This window comes from Longitalea luteola (genome assembly GCF_017356035.1).
Classification (GTDB): domain Bacteria; phylum Bacteroidota; class Bacteroidia; order Chitinophagales; family Chitinophagaceae; genus Niastella; species Niastella luteola.
The window spans coordinates 776,208-795,026 of record NZ_JAFIQX010000001.1 but is presented as its reverse complement, the minus strand read 5'-3'; the positions used below and the strand labels follow the sequence as shown (position 1 = coordinate 795,026).

14 protein-coding genes are annotated in these 18,819 nt (G+C 45.2%); 9 read left to right on the top strand and 5 right to left on the bottom strand.

Annotated features, from left to right (window positions below):
- Window positions 1-39: 39 nt before the first annotated feature.
- On the bottom strand, window positions 40-1,266 hold the full coding sequence (locus tag JUB15_RS02995) for a M48 family metalloprotease (RefSeq protein WP_207510830.1): 1,227 nt from the start codon (window positions 1,264-1,266) through the stop codon (window positions 40-42).
- A 522-nt stretch (window positions 1,267-1,788) separates the two neighbouring features.
- Complete coding sequence (locus JUB15_RS02990; RefSeq protein ID WP_207510829.1) at window positions 1,789-2,175, bottom strand: response regulator; 387 nt, start codon at window positions 2,173-2,175, stop codon at window positions 1,789-1,791.
- A gap of 394 nt (window positions 2,176-2,569) precedes the next feature.
- On the opposite strand from JUB15_RS02990, the gene JUB15_RS02985 reads away from it, so the two are divergent.
- The 4 genes from JUB15_RS02985 (at window position 2,570) to JUB15_RS02970 (ending at window position 7,158) form a co-directional block, all read left to right on the top strand.
- The gene (locus JUB15_RS02985) at window positions 2,570-3,649 is read left to right on the top strand and encodes a sensor histidine kinase (RefSeq protein ID WP_207510828.1); all 1,080 of its coding nucleotides are present in this window, start codon (window positions 2,570-2,572) and stop codon (window positions 3,647-3,649) included.
- 116 nt (window positions 3,650-3,765) lie between these two features.
- The gene (locus JUB15_RS02980; RefSeq protein WP_207510827.1) at window positions 3,766-4,392 is read left to right on the top strand and encodes a response regulator; all 627 of its coding nucleotides are present in this window, start codon (window positions 3,766-3,768) and stop codon (window positions 4,390-4,392) included.
- A gap of 200 nt (window positions 4,393-4,592) precedes the next feature.
- Entirely contained in the window at window positions 4,593-4,991 is a 399-nt protein-coding gene (locus JUB15_RS02975) for a response regulator (RefSeq protein ID WP_207510826.1), read from the top strand.
- A 43-nt stretch (window positions 4,992-5,034) separates the two neighbouring features.
- Window positions 5,035-7,158: a PAS domain-containing sensor histidine kinase gene (locus JUB15_RS02970; RefSeq protein ID WP_207510825.1), complete on the top strand. Its 2,124-nt coding sequence runs from the start codon at window positions 5,035-5,037 to the stop codon at window positions 7,156-7,158.
- Window positions 7,159-7,241: 83 nt separating this feature from the next.
- Here the strand turns inward: JUB15_RS02970 and JUB15_RS02965 are convergent, their stop codons facing one another.
- Window positions 7,242-7,679: an SRPBCC family protein gene (locus JUB15_RS02965; protein WP_207510824.1), complete on the bottom strand. Its 438-nt coding sequence runs from the start codon at window positions 7,677-7,679 to the stop codon at window positions 7,242-7,244.
- 215 nt (window positions 7,680-7,894) lie between these two features.
- Between JUB15_RS02965 and JUB15_RS02960 the strand changes: the two genes are divergently transcribed.
- The 4 genes from JUB15_RS02960 to JUB15_RS02945 all read left to right on the top strand — a co-directional run bounded on the left by JUB15_RS02960 (window position 7,895) and on the right by JUB15_RS02945 (window position 12,459).
- On the top strand, window positions 7,895-8,662 hold the full coding sequence (locus JUB15_RS02960) for a helix-turn-helix domain-containing protein (RefSeq protein ID WP_207510823.1): 768 nt from the start codon (window positions 7,895-7,897) through the stop codon (window positions 8,660-8,662).
- Between the two features lie 95 nt (window positions 8,663-8,757).
- A complete protein-coding gene (locus JUB15_RS02955) occupies window positions 8,758-10,773 on the top strand; it encodes a T9SS type B sorting domain-containing protein (protein WP_242696170.1) in 2,016 nt (671 codons plus the stop codon).
- A 302-nt stretch (window positions 10,774-11,075) separates the two neighbouring features.
- Window positions 11,076-11,825: a lipocalin family protein gene (locus tag JUB15_RS02950; protein WP_207510821.1), complete on the top strand. Its 750-nt coding sequence runs from the start codon at window positions 11,076-11,078 to the stop codon at window positions 11,823-11,825.
- A 118-nt stretch (window positions 11,826-11,943) separates the two neighbouring features.
- A complete protein-coding gene (locus tag JUB15_RS02945) occupies window positions 11,944-12,459 on the top strand; it encodes a hypothetical protein (RefSeq protein WP_207510820.1) in 516 nt (171 codons plus the stop codon).
- 51 nt (window positions 12,460-12,510) lie between these two features.
- Here the strand turns inward: JUB15_RS02945 and JUB15_RS02940 are convergent, their stop codons facing one another.
- Window positions 12,511-13,542 (bottom strand): PorP/SprF family type IX secretion system membrane protein, encoded by a 1,032-nt coding sequence (locus JUB15_RS02940; protein ID WP_207510819.1) that lies wholly within the window; start codon window positions 13,540-13,542, stop codon window positions 12,511-12,513.
- Between the two features lie 357 nt (window positions 13,543-13,899).
- Window positions 13,900-15,831 carry a T9SS type B sorting domain-containing protein gene (locus JUB15_RS02935; RefSeq protein ID WP_207510818.1) on the bottom strand — a complete coding sequence of 644 codons (1,932 nt, stop codon included), beginning with the start codon at window positions 15,829-15,831 and terminating at the stop codon, window positions 13,900-13,902.
- A gap of 321 nt (window positions 15,832-16,152) precedes the next feature.
- Between JUB15_RS02935 and JUB15_RS02930 the strand changes: the two genes are divergently transcribed.
- Window positions 16,153-18,684: a phosphocholine-specific phospholipase C gene (locus JUB15_RS02930; RefSeq protein WP_207510817.1), complete on the top strand. Its 2,532-nt coding sequence runs from the start codon at window positions 16,153-16,155 to the stop codon at window positions 18,682-18,684.
- Window positions 18,685-18,819 lie beyond the last annotated feature (135 nt).

Below are 18,819 nucleotides of genomic sequence, written 5' to 3'. Positions count from 1 at the left end.
AGTATGGTATTAATGGTATAAAGTAGCTAACTGCAAGATCTAAAGCGAGGCATCACCTTCGTACACCTGCTCTTTTTCGCCTTCTTTTATTTTATACCAGGCGGCCATTGTCTTTTGTTTGTGTTGCTGCAATTTTTTATCACTCAACTGTAATTCCTTTTTAACAATGGCGTCAAAAGCGCCTGACAGTTGAATGGTTTCGGCAAACTGAAAAAGCCAGCCGAAGGGCACTTGTTCCAGCTCCCCGTCTACCAGTGCAAAATCGAGCATAACATACCCCAGGAAATCTTTGATACTCGCATGCGACTCACTGATGGTTTCCACCAGTTCTTCATTGAGCGTGATGTCATCGTCATAGGAGAAATCGGCAAAATACTGTTTGGCTAAACTGGTTACCAGTGTGCTCCTGAACCAGTTTGGTTTCAGCATCAACTGCATGAATTGCCGGGTTAACTGCAGGAGGTCTTTTTGTTTGAACACATCCAGCTGATCGAGATCGGTCATGCCTTCGATCATAGGGATGATCTCCGCTTCCGCAGCCTCCTTTTTCTCATGCCAGAGCTGAATAGCGCGGGCCCTGATGAAATTCTCAGGATGTGAAACCGTAGCGGCTTTAACTTCGGTAGTAGCGCTGAATATTTCTTCAGCCTGTTTAATATAACTGTCCGCACTTACCTTATCCAAGCCGGTGGCAACTTTAACCAGTGAAGTAATTACCGGTCTTATATCCCCAACCACAGTATAAGCACCGCGGTCGCAAAATATTTCAGTATATAACCTGTATAAACGCGCCGTTTCATAATAGGCCGCTTCACTGTTATAGTTACCTGCAATTGCCATAATGATACGCTCGGCCGTTTCCAGTTCGCCCTGCAACATACCGTACAGTTTTACATGAGTAAGTTCATGAGCGAGTATGGCCAGCAGTTCATCTTCATCCAATAACTGCGTAATGCGGCCACTGAAAACAATATGCGCTTCATTGTTCAGGAAAACAATGCTCGCATTCATCTCATCGGTATATTGCGCCTGGTATACGGTAACGGGCAATTGTTCCAGCCCTAACTTTTCTTTCGCTTTAACAACTTTTTCATAAATCGCTGCATCGGCCGTTTCATCAAATTTGTAAGTATTCTTTAACAATTCTGTTTTGTATTGGGCCAGTTGTTCCTCTTTGGTTTTTACTGCGGCAAAGAAATTCCAGGTGTTTGTTTGCTGCGCAAAATGATCCCGTACTTTCAAATGATATGGAAGCGCTTGTAACATATATTGATATATATAGTATAAAAGAATAAATATCTTGGGAACGACAACTGACGGTTCAGGATATCAGAAAGCGAGGTGGGAACTAATTACTTCTTATTACTTACAACAACTTTCCCGGATTATTCTGCAAAGGCGAACTTGTAATAATTTCAAATACTATGCCCTTTTTACGTAACGCCTCGTTGCCGGATTTAATTGCGCCTGATTATGATTATGAATAAAATGTGGAAAACCGTATTTCATTTGAAGATAAAAACCGGTCTTTCCCCGATAGATTTTCGCATTTCATCTATTTGTCAATTTCAAAACAGCATTCAGCACATACCTTCAGGTTATAAACAACAACATTAAAGCGAAATTAAAGCGGTATTAGGGGGAGCTGCAACTTTTACCAGCAAGTGTGGTCTTTAACGATAATCCATTGGCGGCCCCCCGAATACCGCTGCAAAAAGCCAATAAAGAATGCGTTGAATGTATTTCAACCACCTGTCAGCGTAATAGAAGGCAGGAAATAGTAAAAGTTTAAAACGGGGTAGTTTGTTTCATTTTTTGCAGGCTGGTCTGCAATTCAAGAATAGAACCTGATTTTGATACAAAAGCATGCGCGCCGAGCAGCAGCGCCCTTTCTTCTTCCCGCCTGTTACCCGTAATAGAAAATGCGATCACTTTTATCGCGGGCCATTTTTCGCGAAGCATTTTTATGGTCTCAAAACCGTCCATTACCGGCATATTGAGGTCGGTAATACAAATATCCGGTGCATTGGCTGTTGTTAGGCGGCTGAAAAAGTCTTCTCCATTCACAGCTTCCAGTATAACATCATATCCCCATATTGTAATGATCTCATGAATACTATTCCTGATGACCGAAGAATCATCGATCAATGCTACCTTAATACCTAAACGGCTCATAACTACAAAAATTAAATTGCCAGATTGCAGGCGGCTGTACGCTACTTTAAACCAACAACCAGAGCAATAAAAGAACAATGTTTTTTCAGGCCCGGTTTTAACAGGACGATGGAGGCGAGGATGGGGCAACGGCTAAAGGAAAAAGAACTTTCTACAACAAAGGTAATTTAGTTATCAGGCCAACAAAATATAACGTCATCATAAACCGGCAAACCAATGTTATCACGTTATAAAAATAAAGGTTTTCATTTACCCCATGCGAATAATGTCATACCGACACTTTTTATTGTTCAGTAACAATACACGAGTTACCCACATCTGTTTATTAAAATATGGTTAATTGGAAATTATGGTCTAAACTTGTTGCTGAATCGTTTTCTATGAAAGTGTAATCATGATGTATGGTCAATTGGCCATCATCAGCCCTTTTATGCAAATGGAGAACGAGTACTACAACCAACCGATCGGTCAATTGCTTATAGAGTTAATCAGTGAAGCTGCGATAATCACTGATACCAGTTTCATTATTACTGCCTGTAATAAAGCCGCCACTGAATTATTCCGTTACACACAACAGGAACTTACCGGTTCAAACATATCCATCCTGCCTTTAAACGCTGATGTAACCACCATTGAATGCACAGAAGGCATTACCGCCTGTATTAAACACACCGACGAAACAGTAGCTGTTCATATTGTCAGGCACGGAATTGCCCCTTCTTTTGATAACGGTAATTACTTATTTATTTACAAACGGGTTGATGCAGATCAGGAATTTGCCAAAACCACCGCACATTTGCGCGAACTTTCAGATCACCTGCTGAATATCCGGGAAGCAGAACGCACTAACATTGCCCGCGAGATCCATGATGAGCTCGGGCAGCAGCTCACCATTCTTAAAATGGATGTTTCCTGGCTTCATCAGAAACTGCAGAAGTATGAGGATGCCGCTTTGACCCAAAGAACCGGCGATACGCTTCAACTGCTGAATGAAACCATCAAAACCGTGCGACGTATAGCCACTGAACTACGGCCGAGTATGCTCGATGATCTGGGACTTGTTGAAGCCCTTGAATGGCAGAGCAAGGAATTTGAGAAAAGATCTGGCATTACCATATCTTTTAAATCAACCGTTTCACATTTGCCTGTTTCCAATTCAGTAGCTACTTCGCTATTCAGGATTTATCAGGAAGCATTGACCAATATTGCCCGGCATGCACAGGCAAAAAATGTCTTTAGCCAATTAAAACTGGAGCAGGATAAAATTATCTTAAGCATCAGAGATGATGGCACCGGTTTCGACATGAAGACATTGGGAATAAAAAAGACTTTGGGATTGCTGGGTATGAAAGAACGTGCGTTGATGATGGGCGGCGGCTTTGAAGTAAACAGTAAACCGGGAGAAGGCACTTCTATTAAAGTGACCATCACCCTGGAACCGGACGATGGTCCGAAATCGCAAAACGATCAATAAAACAGCTGATAATCCGTTAAGATATATTCTAAACAGATTCCCGAACAGTAAAAATTATTTAACCGCCTGAAAATGAACGGGCGGGCCAATAAATATAGAAAAATCAGACCCCAACCATGAAAGTACTGGTGGCCGACGATCATGCCATAGTTCGCAAAGGACTAAAACAGATCTTACTGGATGAATATCCATTTGGCGTAATAGAAGAATGCGCCAATGCTGAAGAGTTGTTACAAAAAGCCAATAATGGCCAATGGGATGTTGTTATAAGTGATATTTCAATGCCCGGACGCAGCGGCCTGGAGGCATTACACCAGATCCGCCTCTCGCACCCCCGCCTGCCAGTGCTTATATTGAGCATGCACCCTGAAGAACAATATGCCATCCGCGCATTAAAAGCAGGTGCTTCGGGTTATTGCAGTAAAGACCTCGCCCATGAAGAACTGGTTAATGCCGTGCGCAGAGTATTGACCGGTAAAAAATATATTACCCCATCTCTTGCAGAAACACTGGCCACCCAACTCGATGAAGAAAGCCAGCCGGAACCGTATAAGCGTCTTTCCGACAGGGAATTTGACGTGTTCAAGTTACTGGCTACAGGAAAGTCGGTTTCGGAAATAGCTGAAATCCTTTCTTTAAGTGCTACCACCATCAGTACCTACCGGGCCCGTGTTCTTGCCAAAATGAGTTTAAAAACAAATGCAGATCTGACGCGATATGCGCTTGAAAAAAAACTTATTTAGTGCATGGCCTGGATGAAGTTCAATAAATCGATGATAATCATTGAATATAACAGTACAAACAACGCTTAACATAGACAATCGTTTGCACAATTGTCGAATTAATACTACAAAACGGCAAGTGTAATAATTACAAAATAAACATATCCTGCACTATCATTAGAGGCAACTTCATATGTTAAATTTGACGTAAAGTAGAGTACATGGTTGGTAGAAGATTCACCGTACTTGTTGTAGACGATTCTGCCTTGTTCAGACAACGGGTCACCCGCATACTCCATGATCGAAACCTTCATCCTGTTCTACAAGCATGCAATTATGAAGAAGCTGTCAACTGGCTTCTGCAAACAAGGATCGATCTGACATTACTCGATATCAGTATGCCAGGCAAAAGCGGTATTGAATTATTGAAACTGATAAAGAACCGCTATCCCGGCACCAAAGTTTGGATCATCAGTAATCACGCCGATGAACATTATAAAGAATATTGTTTGTCAACCGGCGCCGATTGCTTTTTTGATAAATCACTTGATTTTGAGGAAATGGAAAACAGGACAGCAATGTTTTGTAATGACTTTCAAAAATCTGAACCAGCTGAATAACCATTTATTGGTTATCAGAAGAAAAATTTAACCCGACGCCCGTATGATTGAAGAAGCCAGGACTACGATTGCCAATTCCTATGAAACCCAATATTTCGCCGTGATCGATGAGCATGGCGTAATTCAATATGCCAACGATCATCTGACCAGCTGCATTCATATTGAAAACAGCGTTACTGCCAGAAACCTTTTCTATAATTATATATCGCCTTTAGGTACGCAACAATTAAAAGAGGCCCTGCAAACTGCCGGCTTTGCCGCCAATCCGTCCTATTTAAAGATGAACCTTTTAAATAGTTCCATACATAAAGCGGCCTGGCATATTACGCGGTTGAAAACTACCGGTAACAAGGCTGGATTATTTGTTTGCATTGGCTACAAAACGGATCTTGAAAAACCAACACATACACTTACCCAGGGCATGCTGGTGCTCGATAGCCACGGTTTGGTGATCGATGCGAACGACAGAGCTGCCACCCTATTGGATACAAACATTGAAAGCCTGTTGAACAAGGCTCTGTTGACAGACCTCTGTGCCCCATTGAAACTATTCGCAGATCCGGTATCATCTGATGATGATCCGCCCATGAAGACCTTACTGGCAGGCAAAGCATATGAACAGGTAATTGAACTGAATACAGGCAGCCACACCAGTAAATGGTTACACTTTACATGCTATCCACTCTTTGATGACACCCGTTCCGTACCCTTTTCTTTTGTTACCCTTATCAATGAACTGCCCTGGCAGAAAGCATCCAGACAAGCCGAAAAAAATTTGTTCCAGCAGGAATTCCTGAACATTACGTCGGCCATGACCTGGCTCATCGACGACCAGGAGCAACTGATATTTGCCAACCCGGCTTTTCTCCGCTTTCTGGGCATGCATGAAAGTGACCTGCATAAAAAAGCGGTTGAGGTAATACCCCCCTACTTTACAGACATCTTCGAAAAAGTACACCGCAACGTACTGGCCACCGGTATTCCGCACAAAAAGATCTATAAGCATCCACTGGCCGATGGCACCACCAGTTACTTTCTGGTACATATTTTCCCGGTGCCGCATCCTTCCAACAAACGCCTGCTCGGCGGTGAGGCGATGGACATTACCTTCGGTTACAATGTTCATGAAGAAATTGCCCGGGCCAATGAAAGGCTCATCAGGTTAACCCAGGTTTCTTCAGATGCCATCTGGGAATGGGACCTGCAAACCAACCAGGTATTCCGCAGCAAACCGTTGCTGGAGCTCATTGGTTCTACTGAAAAGGAAACAGTAAGCCATGCCTGGTGGTATAACCGCATTCACCCGGATGATAAAACCCGCGTAGAATTTGATGTAAATAATCTGTTGCATAACAAATTACCCGGCTGGCAATGGGAATACCGCTTCCGGCACGTCGATGGTTCCTATAGAACGATGCGCGACCGGGGCATCGTGGTGTTTGAAAATGACAAACCGGTAAAACTCATCGGTTCACTGCTTGACCTTACGGAAGTAAAAGAACTGGAAAACCAGTTGCTGCAGGAGAAGATCAAACACCAGAAAGAAATTGCCAAGAGCATTATCGATACCCAGGAAAAAGAGCGTACACGTATTGGGCAGGAGCTGCACGACAACATCAACCAGCTTTTACTGGTGGCCAAGCTGTACATGGGTCTGTTAAAACCAACAGAAGCAAGCAACCGGGAAATTGCCCGGAAAGTAGTTGAGTCGCTTGACATGGCCATTAGCGATATTCAAACGATATCCAGGGAAATGGTGTTGCCAAAGCTCAAAGAGAAAACCCTGGTCGAAAGCATTCATGAACTGGTAAAAGATGTGAAGGTCACCTGCCGCTTCCGCATCAGATTCGTGTACGACAAACAACAGAAAGAAAACATTTCTGAAGGCAAGAAAATTGCCCTGTATCGCATTGTGCAGGAACAATTAAAAAATACCATTCAATACAGCAAGGCTGCCAATGTAATTATCCGGTTAAGATACTGTGAGCATACAGTTTGCCTCATAGTGGAAGATGATGGCGTTGGCTTTGATCCCCTGAAAAAAACAAAAGGCATTGGCCTGCGCAATATTTACGACAGAACCGTATTGTACAATGGCACGGTAGACCTGCAATCATCGCCTGGCAATGGTTGTCGGTTAATGGTAAATATTCCTGTATGTAAATAGCTGCAGCAGGTAATGGACAGTGGGCAGAAGCGGAATCAGCCATCCACCTCCGCCCGCTGAACCATATACCATTGCGTAACTTTTTATGAAACTGGTTGCTTCTCCACGAATTCTTTGAGGAAAGTACCAATGAGGTCTGTCCAGCCCGCCATAAAATTCTTTTTGGCAAAATCTGCGTTATTCGCCGGGAATGTCTCCAGGCCTTCATGTGTTAGTTTAACCCTTGTCTTATTGCCTTCGGCGAACAATTCAAACGTTACAAAAGAGTTTCCCTCATAACCTTCATACCGCCAGCTGTACTGTAATTTTTTACCGGCCACCACTTCGGTTACACGGCATTTGTGCAGGTATTTTCTGTCATCCGGGCCACCTTCAAACTCGAATTCGAAACCAGGTTCTGCCCTGAAATCGGCCAGATCGAAATACCATTTGCGCATCTGGTCTTTGTTGGTAATGGCCTCCCATACCCTGTCGGCCGGCGCATCGTAAGTGCGCTCTATGATCAATGGTTCGTTATTCATCTGTAATTAATTTAATGTTTAATCAGATGGATCCTTCAATAACCGGTTATGTAACCATCCGGTTGCAAATATATGTAACCCGGCGGTTACACAAAACTATTTTTTGAACGATCCCGGCTATCTGTCGGTTATAGTGAAAAAACAGGCAATCAAAGAATGCCTGCCCATTTTCGATGGGAAGCGTTGTAGATTTGCACACCTGAAATCCGGCATGTATGGACCTCTTTCTTCCTTCTCCAGTTCTGCAACCATATATTAAACATTTCCTGTTCATTGAATATGAACAGGGCATGATAAACCGGATCTTACCTGATACATCCATTGTCATTGCGTTCAGGCTTCGGGGACATGTCAGCTATTCCGACAATGGCATCATGCACGAATTTCCGTCATCAGTGATCAGCGGCATCCGGGAGGCAAGCCGCCTCGTAGATTATGCACAACATTCTGCCAACCTGCTGGTAATATTCAAAGAAGGCGGCGCTGCTGCTTTTTTTAAACAACCCATGCATGAGATCGGCAGTATCAGTGTATCGCTCGATAATTTAATTCACCGTTCGAAAGTGAATGCCCTGGAAGAAACGCTGGCGGCAGCTGAAAATAACCAGCAACGTATTGAACTGGTTGAACGGTTCTTATTGTCCGAATTAAAAAAAACAGCACCTGATGTACTGGTGAGCGAAGCCATTCACCAGATCAAATTATCGAAGGGAAATATTAAAATAAAAGAGCTTTTGTTGGCGCTGCCCATCAGCCGCGATCCCTTCGAAAAAAGGTTCAGAAAGATCACGGGCACTTCCCCTAAACATTTTGCCGCTATCATCCGGTTAAAGAACCTGATCGAAAATTATTCTTCTAACGTAAACCTTACCGATGCTGCCTATTCGGCAGGTTATTACGACCAGGCGCATTTTATAAAGGATTTCAGGTCATTTACCGGACAAACACCGCATGATTTTTTTAAAACACCCCCACTGTGGTAAGCCCGAAACCGTAATCATATTTATTGATCGGTGAAGTGTCAAATTTCATGCTGCTGCAACGTTACCTTGTTTTTTGTAGTCAATGACCTATGCATATGAGATTTTTCTGGCTGCTGATACTGATGTTCATGTGTAGCCGCCTTTTGGCCCAGAACTGCACAACCCTTGGTCAAACGCCATCCACTGCTTTTCCTGTATGCGGTCTGAATACTTTCGCGCAATCAAATGTGCCCATTTGTTCTTCCCACAATCTTACTGTTCCCGGTTGTACCGGCGATGGCGCTGCATATGCTGATAAAAATCCTTTCTGGTATCGCTTTACCTGTTACCAGACCGGCACCCTGGGTTTCCTGGTAACACCCAACAACGCCAACGACGATTACGACTGGATGTTATATGACATTACCGGCCGCAATGCGAACGATGTATTTACCGATCCCTCATTAATAATCACTGGCAACTGGGCCGGTACCTATGGTGTTACCGGCGCTTCGGGATCGGGTGTGAATTTCATACAATGTGCTTCCAATCCCGCGGATAATCTCAATTCGTTCAGCACCATGCCCACGATCATCCAGGGCCACACCTACCTGTTACTGGTGAGTCATTTTTCGGATAACCAGTTCGGCTATAAACTTTCGTTTGGCGGTGGAACTGCCGTGATCAACGACCCACAAGTGCCGAAGATGGCCAAAAGCATAGCAGGTTGCGGAGGCGTAACGGTCACCGTCATCATGAACAAAAAGATCAAGTGCAGCAGCCTGGCCACCAACGGCAGCGATTTTGTATTATCGCCGGCCGCTGCCACTATTGTATCGGCCCGGGGCCTTGGCTGCAGCAACAGTTTTGATATGGATACAGTGGTGCTTACCATGAGCAATGCATTGCCGCCCGGGAATTACACTGTCAGCATTAAGAACGGATCCGATGGCAACACCCTGCTCGACAATTGCGACAACAGCGTACCGGTAGGTGATCACTTTGCAGTGACGGTTGATCCTGTACAGCCTACTCCCATGGATAATATTAAACCGGTGGCCTGTGCTCCCGACAAGCTGGAACTTGTTTTCCGCCGGCCCATTAACTGCAATTCCATTGCTGCGAATGGCAGTGATTTTCGGGTTACCGGTTCAACGCCGGTCAGTGTTACCGGCGCTTCCGGTAATTGCGTAAATGGCGTTACCACTTCCATATTCGTACAATTATCGGCCCCCATACTAACCGCCGGCAATTATCAGGTGCATTTACAACCTGGCAACGATGGCAATACCATCATCGACGAATGTGGCCAGCAAACCCCTGCAGGGGCTGCCGTGCCTTTCACTACCAGCGATACGGTGAATGCCGATTTCACTTATGAGATCCTGTATGGTTGTAAAGCAGACACCGTGAATTTTCAGCACAACACCAACAATGGAGTTAACGAATGGAAATGGAATTTTAATAATGAAGGCAGCAGTACTTTACAGGATCCCCAGCATATCTTCAACAGGTTTGGCCCCAAACAGGTTACTCTTGCTGTATCCAACGGCGTATGTAAAGACACGACGGTATCAACCGTAATGCTCGATAATTTCCTCGATGCCCATTTTTTGTTCCCGGAAATTTTGTGTCCACAGGAAAAAGCCGTCTTTACCGATAGCAGCATCGGCAATATTATTTCCTGGAACTGGGATTTCGGTAACGGCAACGGCAGTTCATTGCAAAATCCGTTTCCAGAAAGCTACCCGACGGTTGCCATTGGCTCGAAGATCTATAACATCCGCCTTATTGTAGAGAATAATATCCATTGCTTCGATACGGCTGTGCATCAGATGAAAGTGGTGAACAGTTGTATTATCGATGTACCTAATGCGTTTACCCCCAATGGCGATGGCAAGAACGACTACCTGTACCCGCTTAATGCCTGGAAGGCCAGGGATCTGAAATTTAATATCTATAACCGCTACGGCCAGCTGGTGTTCAGCACCAATAACTGGACGAAAAAATGGGATGGCCGCATTAATGGGGCGCTGCAATCGACTGGCGTCTTTGTCTGGATGCTTCAATATACGTTGATCGATACCGGTGAAAAGATTAACAAACGGGGAACTACGGTACTTCTGCGGTAAAAGAAATTCACATTTTCCATGTTAGGGAAAAATGATGCGCATCTCTTAAAAAAACGACTTGAAATTTATTGTGTTGCCGCATAAAAAAAATTTTCACAGGGCTGTTTGGTGCAGAATTGCAAATGGCAACGCATTCTGATCGCATAAAAACAAAAGGTTGGTGCAGGTTCTTGCACGTATGCTGTCAAGTTATTATCTTCATTGGCAAAATTTAGTTAATAAGTGCAATTACCCGGCTCTGTTGAGCGTTATCCTAATTATCCTATGACAGATAAGCGCCAGGAACCGTACAAACCAAAATCATGAACAAAATTAGATTCCTATTCCTATTTCCTATTGGTTTATCGCTATCCGTACAAGCCCAAAAAACTGACTCGCTGGTTGGTAAGTGGAAATATTACGACATCTACAACAAACAGATCTACGATACAAACACCTTAAAATTAGCTAAAGAATATTTCAGTGGAATGACATTTTACTTCAAAGCCAACAATCATTATAAGGCTTTGGTGATGAATAACCCTGACGAAGGTGTATGGAGCCTGAACGAATCTACCAGCAAAGTGCGGTTGACTTCTTACAAAGGCAGTTCGAATGAATCAAAGATCCTGGCCCTGAACAATGACAAGCTGATCCTGTCAATAGGCGAAGGTGCTTTCATCATGACCCGCACCAATCCCACTGAATCCGACAATATTGAACAACCCCTTCCGCAGATCAAGACCGTGGCTGCCACTAAAAGCCAGATCAGCAAAAAATGGTTTTTACAACGCCGCGAAGTACCCGGAAGATCAGAAGCACAGTTAAAAATGGCCAGTAAGCTCATCAAAGGTGCTTATGCGCATTTTAAACAGAACGGTGAATATGAGGCGCAGTCATTAAAAGTTACAGAAAGCGGCAGATGGGTATTCGGCCCCGATAACAAATCGATCATTGTGACCATTGAGAACCAGCAACGTATCTGGAATATCAAATCCATCAGCGCCACGCAGCTGGTGCTGATCAGTGGATATACAGAAGAACTCTGGAAATTCACCACCAAGTTATTATAAACCCCAAACAAACCGGCAACGGATTAAAAAGGTCCTGCTTTCACCAGCAGGACCTTTTTTTGCCCGCGCCAATAGCGGTGTAATCTTACTATCTTAGCCGCGCATCAACAATCACATCATGAACAGCCAAAACGCCGAAAATGCAGCTATCATAAGTAATTGTGTAGCTTTCTTACACAGGATTGGCATCCCTACCCTTTTCAAAAAAATTGAAACGGATAGTTTTTTGCCCGGCTTAAGCATTGAAAACGGACATGTTGTTATCGATACAGATGCGTTGCTGTATCCCGGAGATATCCTGCATGAAGCCGGACATATAGCTGTGGTTGCACCTGCCAGCCGTTTAACCCTTAACCAGCACGATATTAACAACAGCCCTATGCGCGAAGCAGAAGAAATGATGGCCATCGCCTGGTCATATGCCGCCTGTTTACACCTGCAGTTCGATCCGCACCTGGTATTCCATGATGCCGGTTATCAGGCAGGCGGAAGTAATATCGTAGAAAACTTCAGGGAAGGCCGCTATTTTGGCACTCCTATGCTACAATATTATAAAATGACCATTGAACCAGCCCATGCCCAGCCCGGCGACCCGGTTTACCCGCATATGCTGCAATGGCTTAGAGAAGCCTAGGGTGATTCCACTTAACGCCATCATGGGCGCGACTTATTGGGTAAAAAGCGCCTACCATATTTTGATCGGACATTCAACCTTCTCTAAACTTTCGGCCAGCCGCTTCCATAAACCAGTATAGGATAACGACAACTCAAAACCGCCCCTGAACTGCGAAGCAGTGGTAAGCTTACTGATGTTAACATCATAACTAAGCCCGATGCCTAATTGATGCGTATATAGTTTAATAATTGGCACAAAAGCATCTTTCCAGCGCAAAGTGCCTCCTACCCCCACCGACAGGGCCGCTTCATCCCCATTCTCATCAAAGCAATGGGTGAACAAACCGCCGCCCTGGATCAAACGGTTGCCGCCCTGCGCAAAACAATCGGCATACACAACGATCTTATCCATCTTGTTGATCCATGCCGACAATCCCGCATTAACGCCATATTTCCGGTTCAACCGCACGTCGTATTCTTTCGTAAAAGCCGCGTGTGGCTCTGCCAGATGGAAAACACTGCCTCCTACGTACAGGTTGGTATTGTTGCCAAGACTTGTTTTAAAACTTATACCTGCAGAAACATCCCAGTATGTAAACCTTGTGGACCCAATTTGCTGCCGGGTTGGGTTTGAAACACTATAGGCGCCGTTCATATACTGATCGTCGAACCGGAGTTTGGAAGCATCGAAATGTTCATTAACAGCACCTCCCATAAAAGCCAGGGAAATAAAAGTGGTTCTGTCTTCATTCAACAACTTGTGGTAATTGATCACCGGCAGCACCTGGATACGCTGCAGCTTTGAATCACCGGCCACATCATTGGTAAGCTGAAAGCCGGTCGTTATAAAATCACCGGTTGTAAAGCCGCGTAATAATTTACATTCACCGCTGATGGCCATGGTTCTGTAAGGTACGGTAACACTTTGCCATTGGTTGCGGTAAGCGCCGGTTAACCGGAAATTACCGGAGAAAATGCCTGCGAGCGCCGGGTTACGCAATAAGGGAAATTCATAGAATTGCGAAAAATGAATATCCTGGCCTTGTAACTGCCGTGCAGGAAAAAGAGAACAGAATAGTATATAGAGTAAACATTGGCGCATGATGATAACTTTAAGATCACAAACCAAATCACAAGACCAAACTCCAAGAACCAAAAAAAGACAACTAAAATCCCAATACCAAAAGAACCATTTCTGATTTGAGATTTATTGGGATGTTGCGATTTGAAATTTCTGTTATTATTATTTGGTTCTTGCGATTTGAGGTTTGTGATTTTTTATTTGGTTCTTGCGATTTGAGGTTTGTGATTTCTTATTTGGTTCTTGCGATTTGAAATTTGTGATTTCTTATTTGGTTCTTGCGATTTGAAATTTGTTATTTCTTATTTGGTTCTTGCGATTTGAGGTTTGTGATTTCTTATTTGGTTCTTGCGATTTGAGGTTTGTGATTTATTCCAGCTATTTTAACAATGTTACGTTTCCCTTATACGTATTAATGAGATCATTCTCACAAACCACATCGGCCGTATACACATATACTTCCGGCGGACCTGCTTTTCCTCTTACCCTTCCGTCCCAGCCGAAGGCCGGATCATTCGGCAGGAAATTCGTTCTCTCAAAAACCAGTTCGCCCCAGCGCGAAAAGATACGGAACGAACGTACCTGTCCGATACCTTTGCCGCGTACCATAAATACGTCATTCACCCCATCCCCATCAGGTGAAAATGCATTGGGTATAAATACCTGGGTGTTCAAACAAAAAGTTCTTATCTGCATGGAATCAGTGGCTACACAACCGTGTTCATTGGTCACCGTAGCATAATAGGTCACATTCTTTTTAACAGCGGCTACCGGCGTTGCACAATTGGTGCAGCTGAGGTCATTCCCAGGCGACCACTGCCAGTTGACAATAGGCCCATTTGCGGTCACAGGTGAAAACGTGTAGCTAGTGCCGGTAGCCTGCACAATATCGGGACCTACATTTACCCTTGGTTTCTGATTCACCAGCACTTTAATGAACCCGGTATCGGTAAAACACTGGTGGCCATCGAAGCCCACCACGCGGTAAGTAGTGGTTTGTTGCGGTATTGCTATTGGATCGCGGATATTGGCGTTACTTAAACCCTGGGCCGGCGACCACAGATATTCCACCGCGGTTCCTGTTACATGCAGGTTTACCGACTGGCCTTCACAAATTGTTTCATCAGGTGAAACACCAATAGCGATCGGTTGAAAAACAGTAATGTTCATCGTGTCTTTATCAATACAACCGCTTTCTGCATTGGTGACTGTTAGCTCATAGGCGACCGGACCGGGCGGCGTACCAACCGGCTGGGCAACGAGCGGATCGGATAAGTTGATGGCTGGTGACCACGCGTAGGTAAACCCGCTGGCACCCGGCGTTCCCAATGACACCGGTTTGCCCGGACAAATAAGCGTATCCGGCCCGGCATCGGCCAGCGGCAGCATGGGATAGATTGAAGCCTGCAACGTATCGCTGCAGCCAAAGCCATTAAAGGGTATGACCACTACATTCACATTATTGATCTTCGGCGCAGGATTAAGCACCAACGTTTCGCCGGTACCCAGCACCGTGCTGAAATTGTTATCGTACCATTTATATTCCTGAAATCCGGGCGGGCCTGTAAAGCTGGCAATGTTGGGATTACATTCATACAGTGCCGATGCGGTAACGTTACAATCCCCCACATCAACATAAGCGTAACCCCAGTGCGCACCACGCGTGCAGTCGGCTGTAGTGAACTCCAGCTGCAGGCGTTTACCGGCGTACGCCCCCAGGTTCAGGAATACCGATGACCATGATTTATATTTCACAGACTTATCAACCGGTGATGTTTGAAAGCCAGGCAATGCAGCTGTAGCAATATATTCGTTGGAGGCGCAGGGCAGGTAGGCGTTGGTGGCCACATCGAGCATGCGGGCAATGAACCTGGGTTGTTCATTTGGGTTATGGCCGGGATCCTGGAATACGACTGCATAGCGGTATGTGAAAGAAGCATCATTGGCATTGGTGGGAACGGTGAACTCGTAGGAGATGCGCTCTGCTTCTGACCCATTGATATTATTGCCTAACCGAACCGCATATCCGCTGCCATCGGGTGCATTCACCGGAAACCTGCCATAGGGATCGAGGTCGGTAGCTGCACCTTTGGTATATAGGGTATGCCTGCCTGTAATGGGCATGGAAGTACTGACAGTAATGGCGTTGTCATTATTCGCAACGCTGGTTTTCCCGGTAAAACATTTCCAATGTAAAAGTGAGCCTGCCTCAAAGTCAATATTGGCGGGACATTGGCTGCCTGGTGAGGACTGCCCCCCAGCGTAATAACTAAGTACAATAAATAGAATGAGTGTACAGTTCCCCTTCATAGGTCATAGGTTAACGAATTAGCGGATACCAGGGCTATCAGACCGGTAGGTGGGGTCCTTTAACTGCGCTCAGCATGTTATAATATAATAAGGAGAAGGGTTGGCGGGTTGAGCAGTGTTATAAAATCTGGTCCTGGTTGTCCTAATTGGTGTTTTTCATAAATATCTTATAAGGACTGCTTCGTTATACTTTACAAATACTGTGCAATAATTATAGAGCGCACCAAACCTTTATTAACATCAATTTAATTTTTCATACATCGATAACCGTAATGGTTTAATCCATTACTTTTATCTGCTATAAACACCATACAAATAATTATGGACACCCGCAGAGAATTCCTCAAAAAAGCAACGGTGCTCACCGGCGGCGCAGGGCTGATGCAAATGCTTCCTGCTTCCATTGCCAAAGCACTTGCCATTAACCCCGATGCAGGCACCACCTGGAAAGATGCAGAACATATTGTTTTTCTGATGCAGGAGAACCGTTCCTTCGATCACGCCTACGGTACGCTGCAAGGCGTACGGGGCTTCAATGATCCGCGGGCGATCCGGTTACCGAACAAGAACCTCGTGTGGCTGCAAACCAATAAACAAGGTGAAACCTATGCGCCCTTCCGCCTTGACATTCACAATACCAAAGCCACCTGGATGAGCTCCCTCCCCCATGGCTGGACGGACCAGGTAGATGCCCGCAACAATGGACGCTATGACAAATGGCTCGAAGCCAAACAGAGTGGCCACAAGGAATACAGCGGCATGCCACTGACCATGGGTTATCATACCCGGGAGGACATTCCTTTTTATTACGGAATGGCCGATGCCTTCACCGTGTGCGATCACAACTTCTGTTCTTCCCTTACGGGCACCACGCCCAACCGCCTGTATTTCTGGACCGGCACCATTCGCGAAAAACCCGATGCCAATGCACAGGCCAATGTATGGAATGGCGATGCCGATCATGACAGCAACGTTGCCTGGACCACCTTCCCTGAAAGGTTGGAAGAAAATGGGATATCGTGGAAAGTGTACCAGAACGAATTGAGTGTAGGGGTTGGTTTTACCGGTGAAGAAGACGCCTGGCTGGGCAATTTCGGCGATAATCCGCTCGAATATTTTAAGCAATACCAGGTGAAATTTCATCCGGCGTATATCGCCAACCTGCCAAAAGCAATAGCGGCTACAGAAGAAGCCATCAAAAAGCACGAACAGGCTTTGCATACAATGGCAACAGGCTCATCAGGCGGGGAACAAGCCGCCAGGCAACTGACATCGCTGAAAAAACAACTGGAAGTGCTGCGGGCCGATCAGCAAAAATATACTCCTGACAACTACGAACGCCTTTCTGCCCGGGAAAAAGCCCTGCATGAGAAAGCGTTCAGCACCAATAGTAAAGCCGCCGACTATCATGACCTCACGGATCTGACCTATAAAGATGGGGATACAGAGCGGCAAATGAAAGCGCCTAAAGGCGATGTATTGCATACATTCCGGGAAGATGTAAAGAACGGGAAACTACCCACTGTATCATGGCTGGTGGCGCCGGAAAATTTTTCAGATCATCCCACCACGGCCTGGTTCGGCATCTGGTACATCAGCGAAGTGCTGGATATCCTTACACAAAACCCCGAGGTATGGAAGAAAACGATCTTCATCCTGACCTATGATGAAAATGATGGCTATTATGATCATATGCCGCCCTTTGTGGCGCCGGAGCCGCAAAAAGCGTCTACCGGATCGGTCTCGGCCGGCATCGATACCAGTCTGGAATTTGTGGCCAATGAACAGCAACAGTCCGGCAAGGGAGAAAATGCTCGGGCAAGCACCATCGGACTGGGATATCGGGTGCCCATGGTAGTGGCATCGCCCTGGAGCCGCGGAGGGTGGGTGAATTCAGAAGTGTTTGACCACACTTCTTCCCTGCAATTCCTTGAAGCATTCTTATCACATAAAACCGGTAAGAAGATTGAAGAACCCAATATCTCGCAATGGCGGCGTACAGTGTGCGGTGATCTCACCAGTGTGTTCAGACCCTACAACGGCGAAAAGATCACCCTGCCTTCATTCCTGGAAAGAGATGAGTATATTGAAGGCATACACAAAGCCAGGTTCAAACAACTGCCATCCAACTTTAAACAGTTAACAGCAGCAGAAATAGCAGCTATCAATAAAGCGCCCCGCACATCGCCCCTCATGGCACACCAGGAAAAAGGCATCCGCAATGCCTGTGCCCTGCCCTATGAGTTGTATGCCGATTGCACCCTTACTGCTGATAAAAAAATGGTAGAGATAACGCTGAAAGCAGGCAACATCTTTAAAGAAAAGGCGGCCGGTTCACCCTTCCATATTTATCTGCCCGGTAAATACCAGCAAGAGGAATTGCATAACCGGTCCTATGCGGTTAAAGCCGGACAGGGTTTAAAAGATAAATGGTTATTGAGCGATTTCGAGAACAATACGTATCATTTGCAGGTATATGGGCCAAATGGATTCTTCCGGGCATTTACCGGCAACATTGATGATCCGCAGGTAGAAATAGAATATCTGTATGAAACAGATGCAAAGCGGCAGGATGTGCTCACCGGAAATCTTTATATCAATTTCACCAACCATGGTTCGCAACCGCTTGTGTTTGAGATCACTGACAATGCGTATAGATCACCGGTAAAAAGCATTGCTGTACCGGCATCACAAGTAACGAAGTCAATCATCATTAACACCAGTAAGAGCTTTGGCTGGTACGACGTTTCAGTAAAACTCAAAGGCAATCAGGTATTTGAAAAAAGATATGCAGGCCACGTAGAGACCGGCCAGCCCAGCAAAACCGATCCATTTATGGGCAACATATTGTAGGCGGCCACATCAATTACTGGCTGGCCCTGACGTTTTAAGCACGCCATCTGCCTTTTAGGGCAGATGGCTTTTTATTTATTAATGCCCCTATGACGACCGTCATCCTTCCACACAAAAATATGTTGGTTGATTTAT

Excerpts from the sequence above, each read along its gene's own strand:
- JUB15_RS02990 (WP_207510829.1), bottom strand. The coding sequence starts at position 2,175 with ATGAGCCGTTTAGGTATTAAGGTAGCATTGATCGATGATTCTTCGGTC.
- JUB15_RS02955 (WP_242696170.1), top strand. The coding sequence starts at position 8,758 with ATGAGATTTTTCTGGCTGCTGATACTGATGTTCATGTGTAGCCGCCTT.
- JUB15_RS02975 (WP_207510826.1), top strand. The coding sequence starts at position 4,593 with ATGGTTGGTAGAAGATTCACCGTACTTGTTGTAGACGATTCTGCCTTG.
- JUB15_RS02945 (WP_207510820.1), top strand. The coding sequence starts at position 11,944 with ATGAACAGCCAAAACGCCGAAAATGCAGCTATCATAAGTAATTGTGTA.
- JUB15_RS02930 (WP_207510817.1), top strand. The coding sequence starts at position 16,153 with ATGGACACCCGCAGAGAATTCCTCAAAAAAGCAACGGTGCTCACCGGC.
- JUB15_RS02995 (WP_207510830.1), bottom strand. The coding sequence starts at position 1,266 with ATGTTACAAGCGCTTCCATATCATTTGAAAGTACGGGATCATTTTGCG.
- JUB15_RS02980 (WP_207510827.1), top strand. The coding sequence starts at position 3,766 with ATGAAAGTACTGGTGGCCGACGATCATGCCATAGTTCGCAAAGGACTA.
- JUB15_RS02985 (WP_207510828.1), top strand. The coding sequence starts at position 2,570 with ATGATGTATGGTCAATTGGCCATCATCAGCCCTTTTATGCAAATGGAG.
- JUB15_RS02935 (WP_207510818.1), bottom strand. The coding sequence starts at position 15,831 with ATGAAGGGGAACTGTACACTCATTCTATTTATTGTACTTAGTTATTAC.
- JUB15_RS02940 (WP_207510819.1), bottom strand. The coding sequence starts at position 13,542 with ATGCGCCAATGTTTACTCTATATACTATTCTGTTCTCTTTTTCCTGCA.
- JUB15_RS02960 (WP_207510823.1), top strand. The coding sequence starts at position 7,895 with ATGGACCTCTTTCTTCCTTCTCCAGTTCTGCAACCATATATTAAACAT.
- JUB15_RS02970 (WP_207510825.1), top strand. The coding sequence starts at position 5,035 with ATGATTGAAGAAGCCAGGACTACGATTGCCAATTCCTATGAAACCCAA.
- JUB15_RS02965 (WP_207510824.1), bottom strand. The coding sequence starts at position 7,679 with ATGAATAACGAACCATTGATCATAGAGCGCACTTACGATGCGCCGGCC.
- JUB15_RS02950 (WP_207510821.1), top strand. The coding sequence starts at position 11,076 with ATGAACAAAATTAGATTCCTATTCCTATTTCCTATTGGTTTATCGCTA.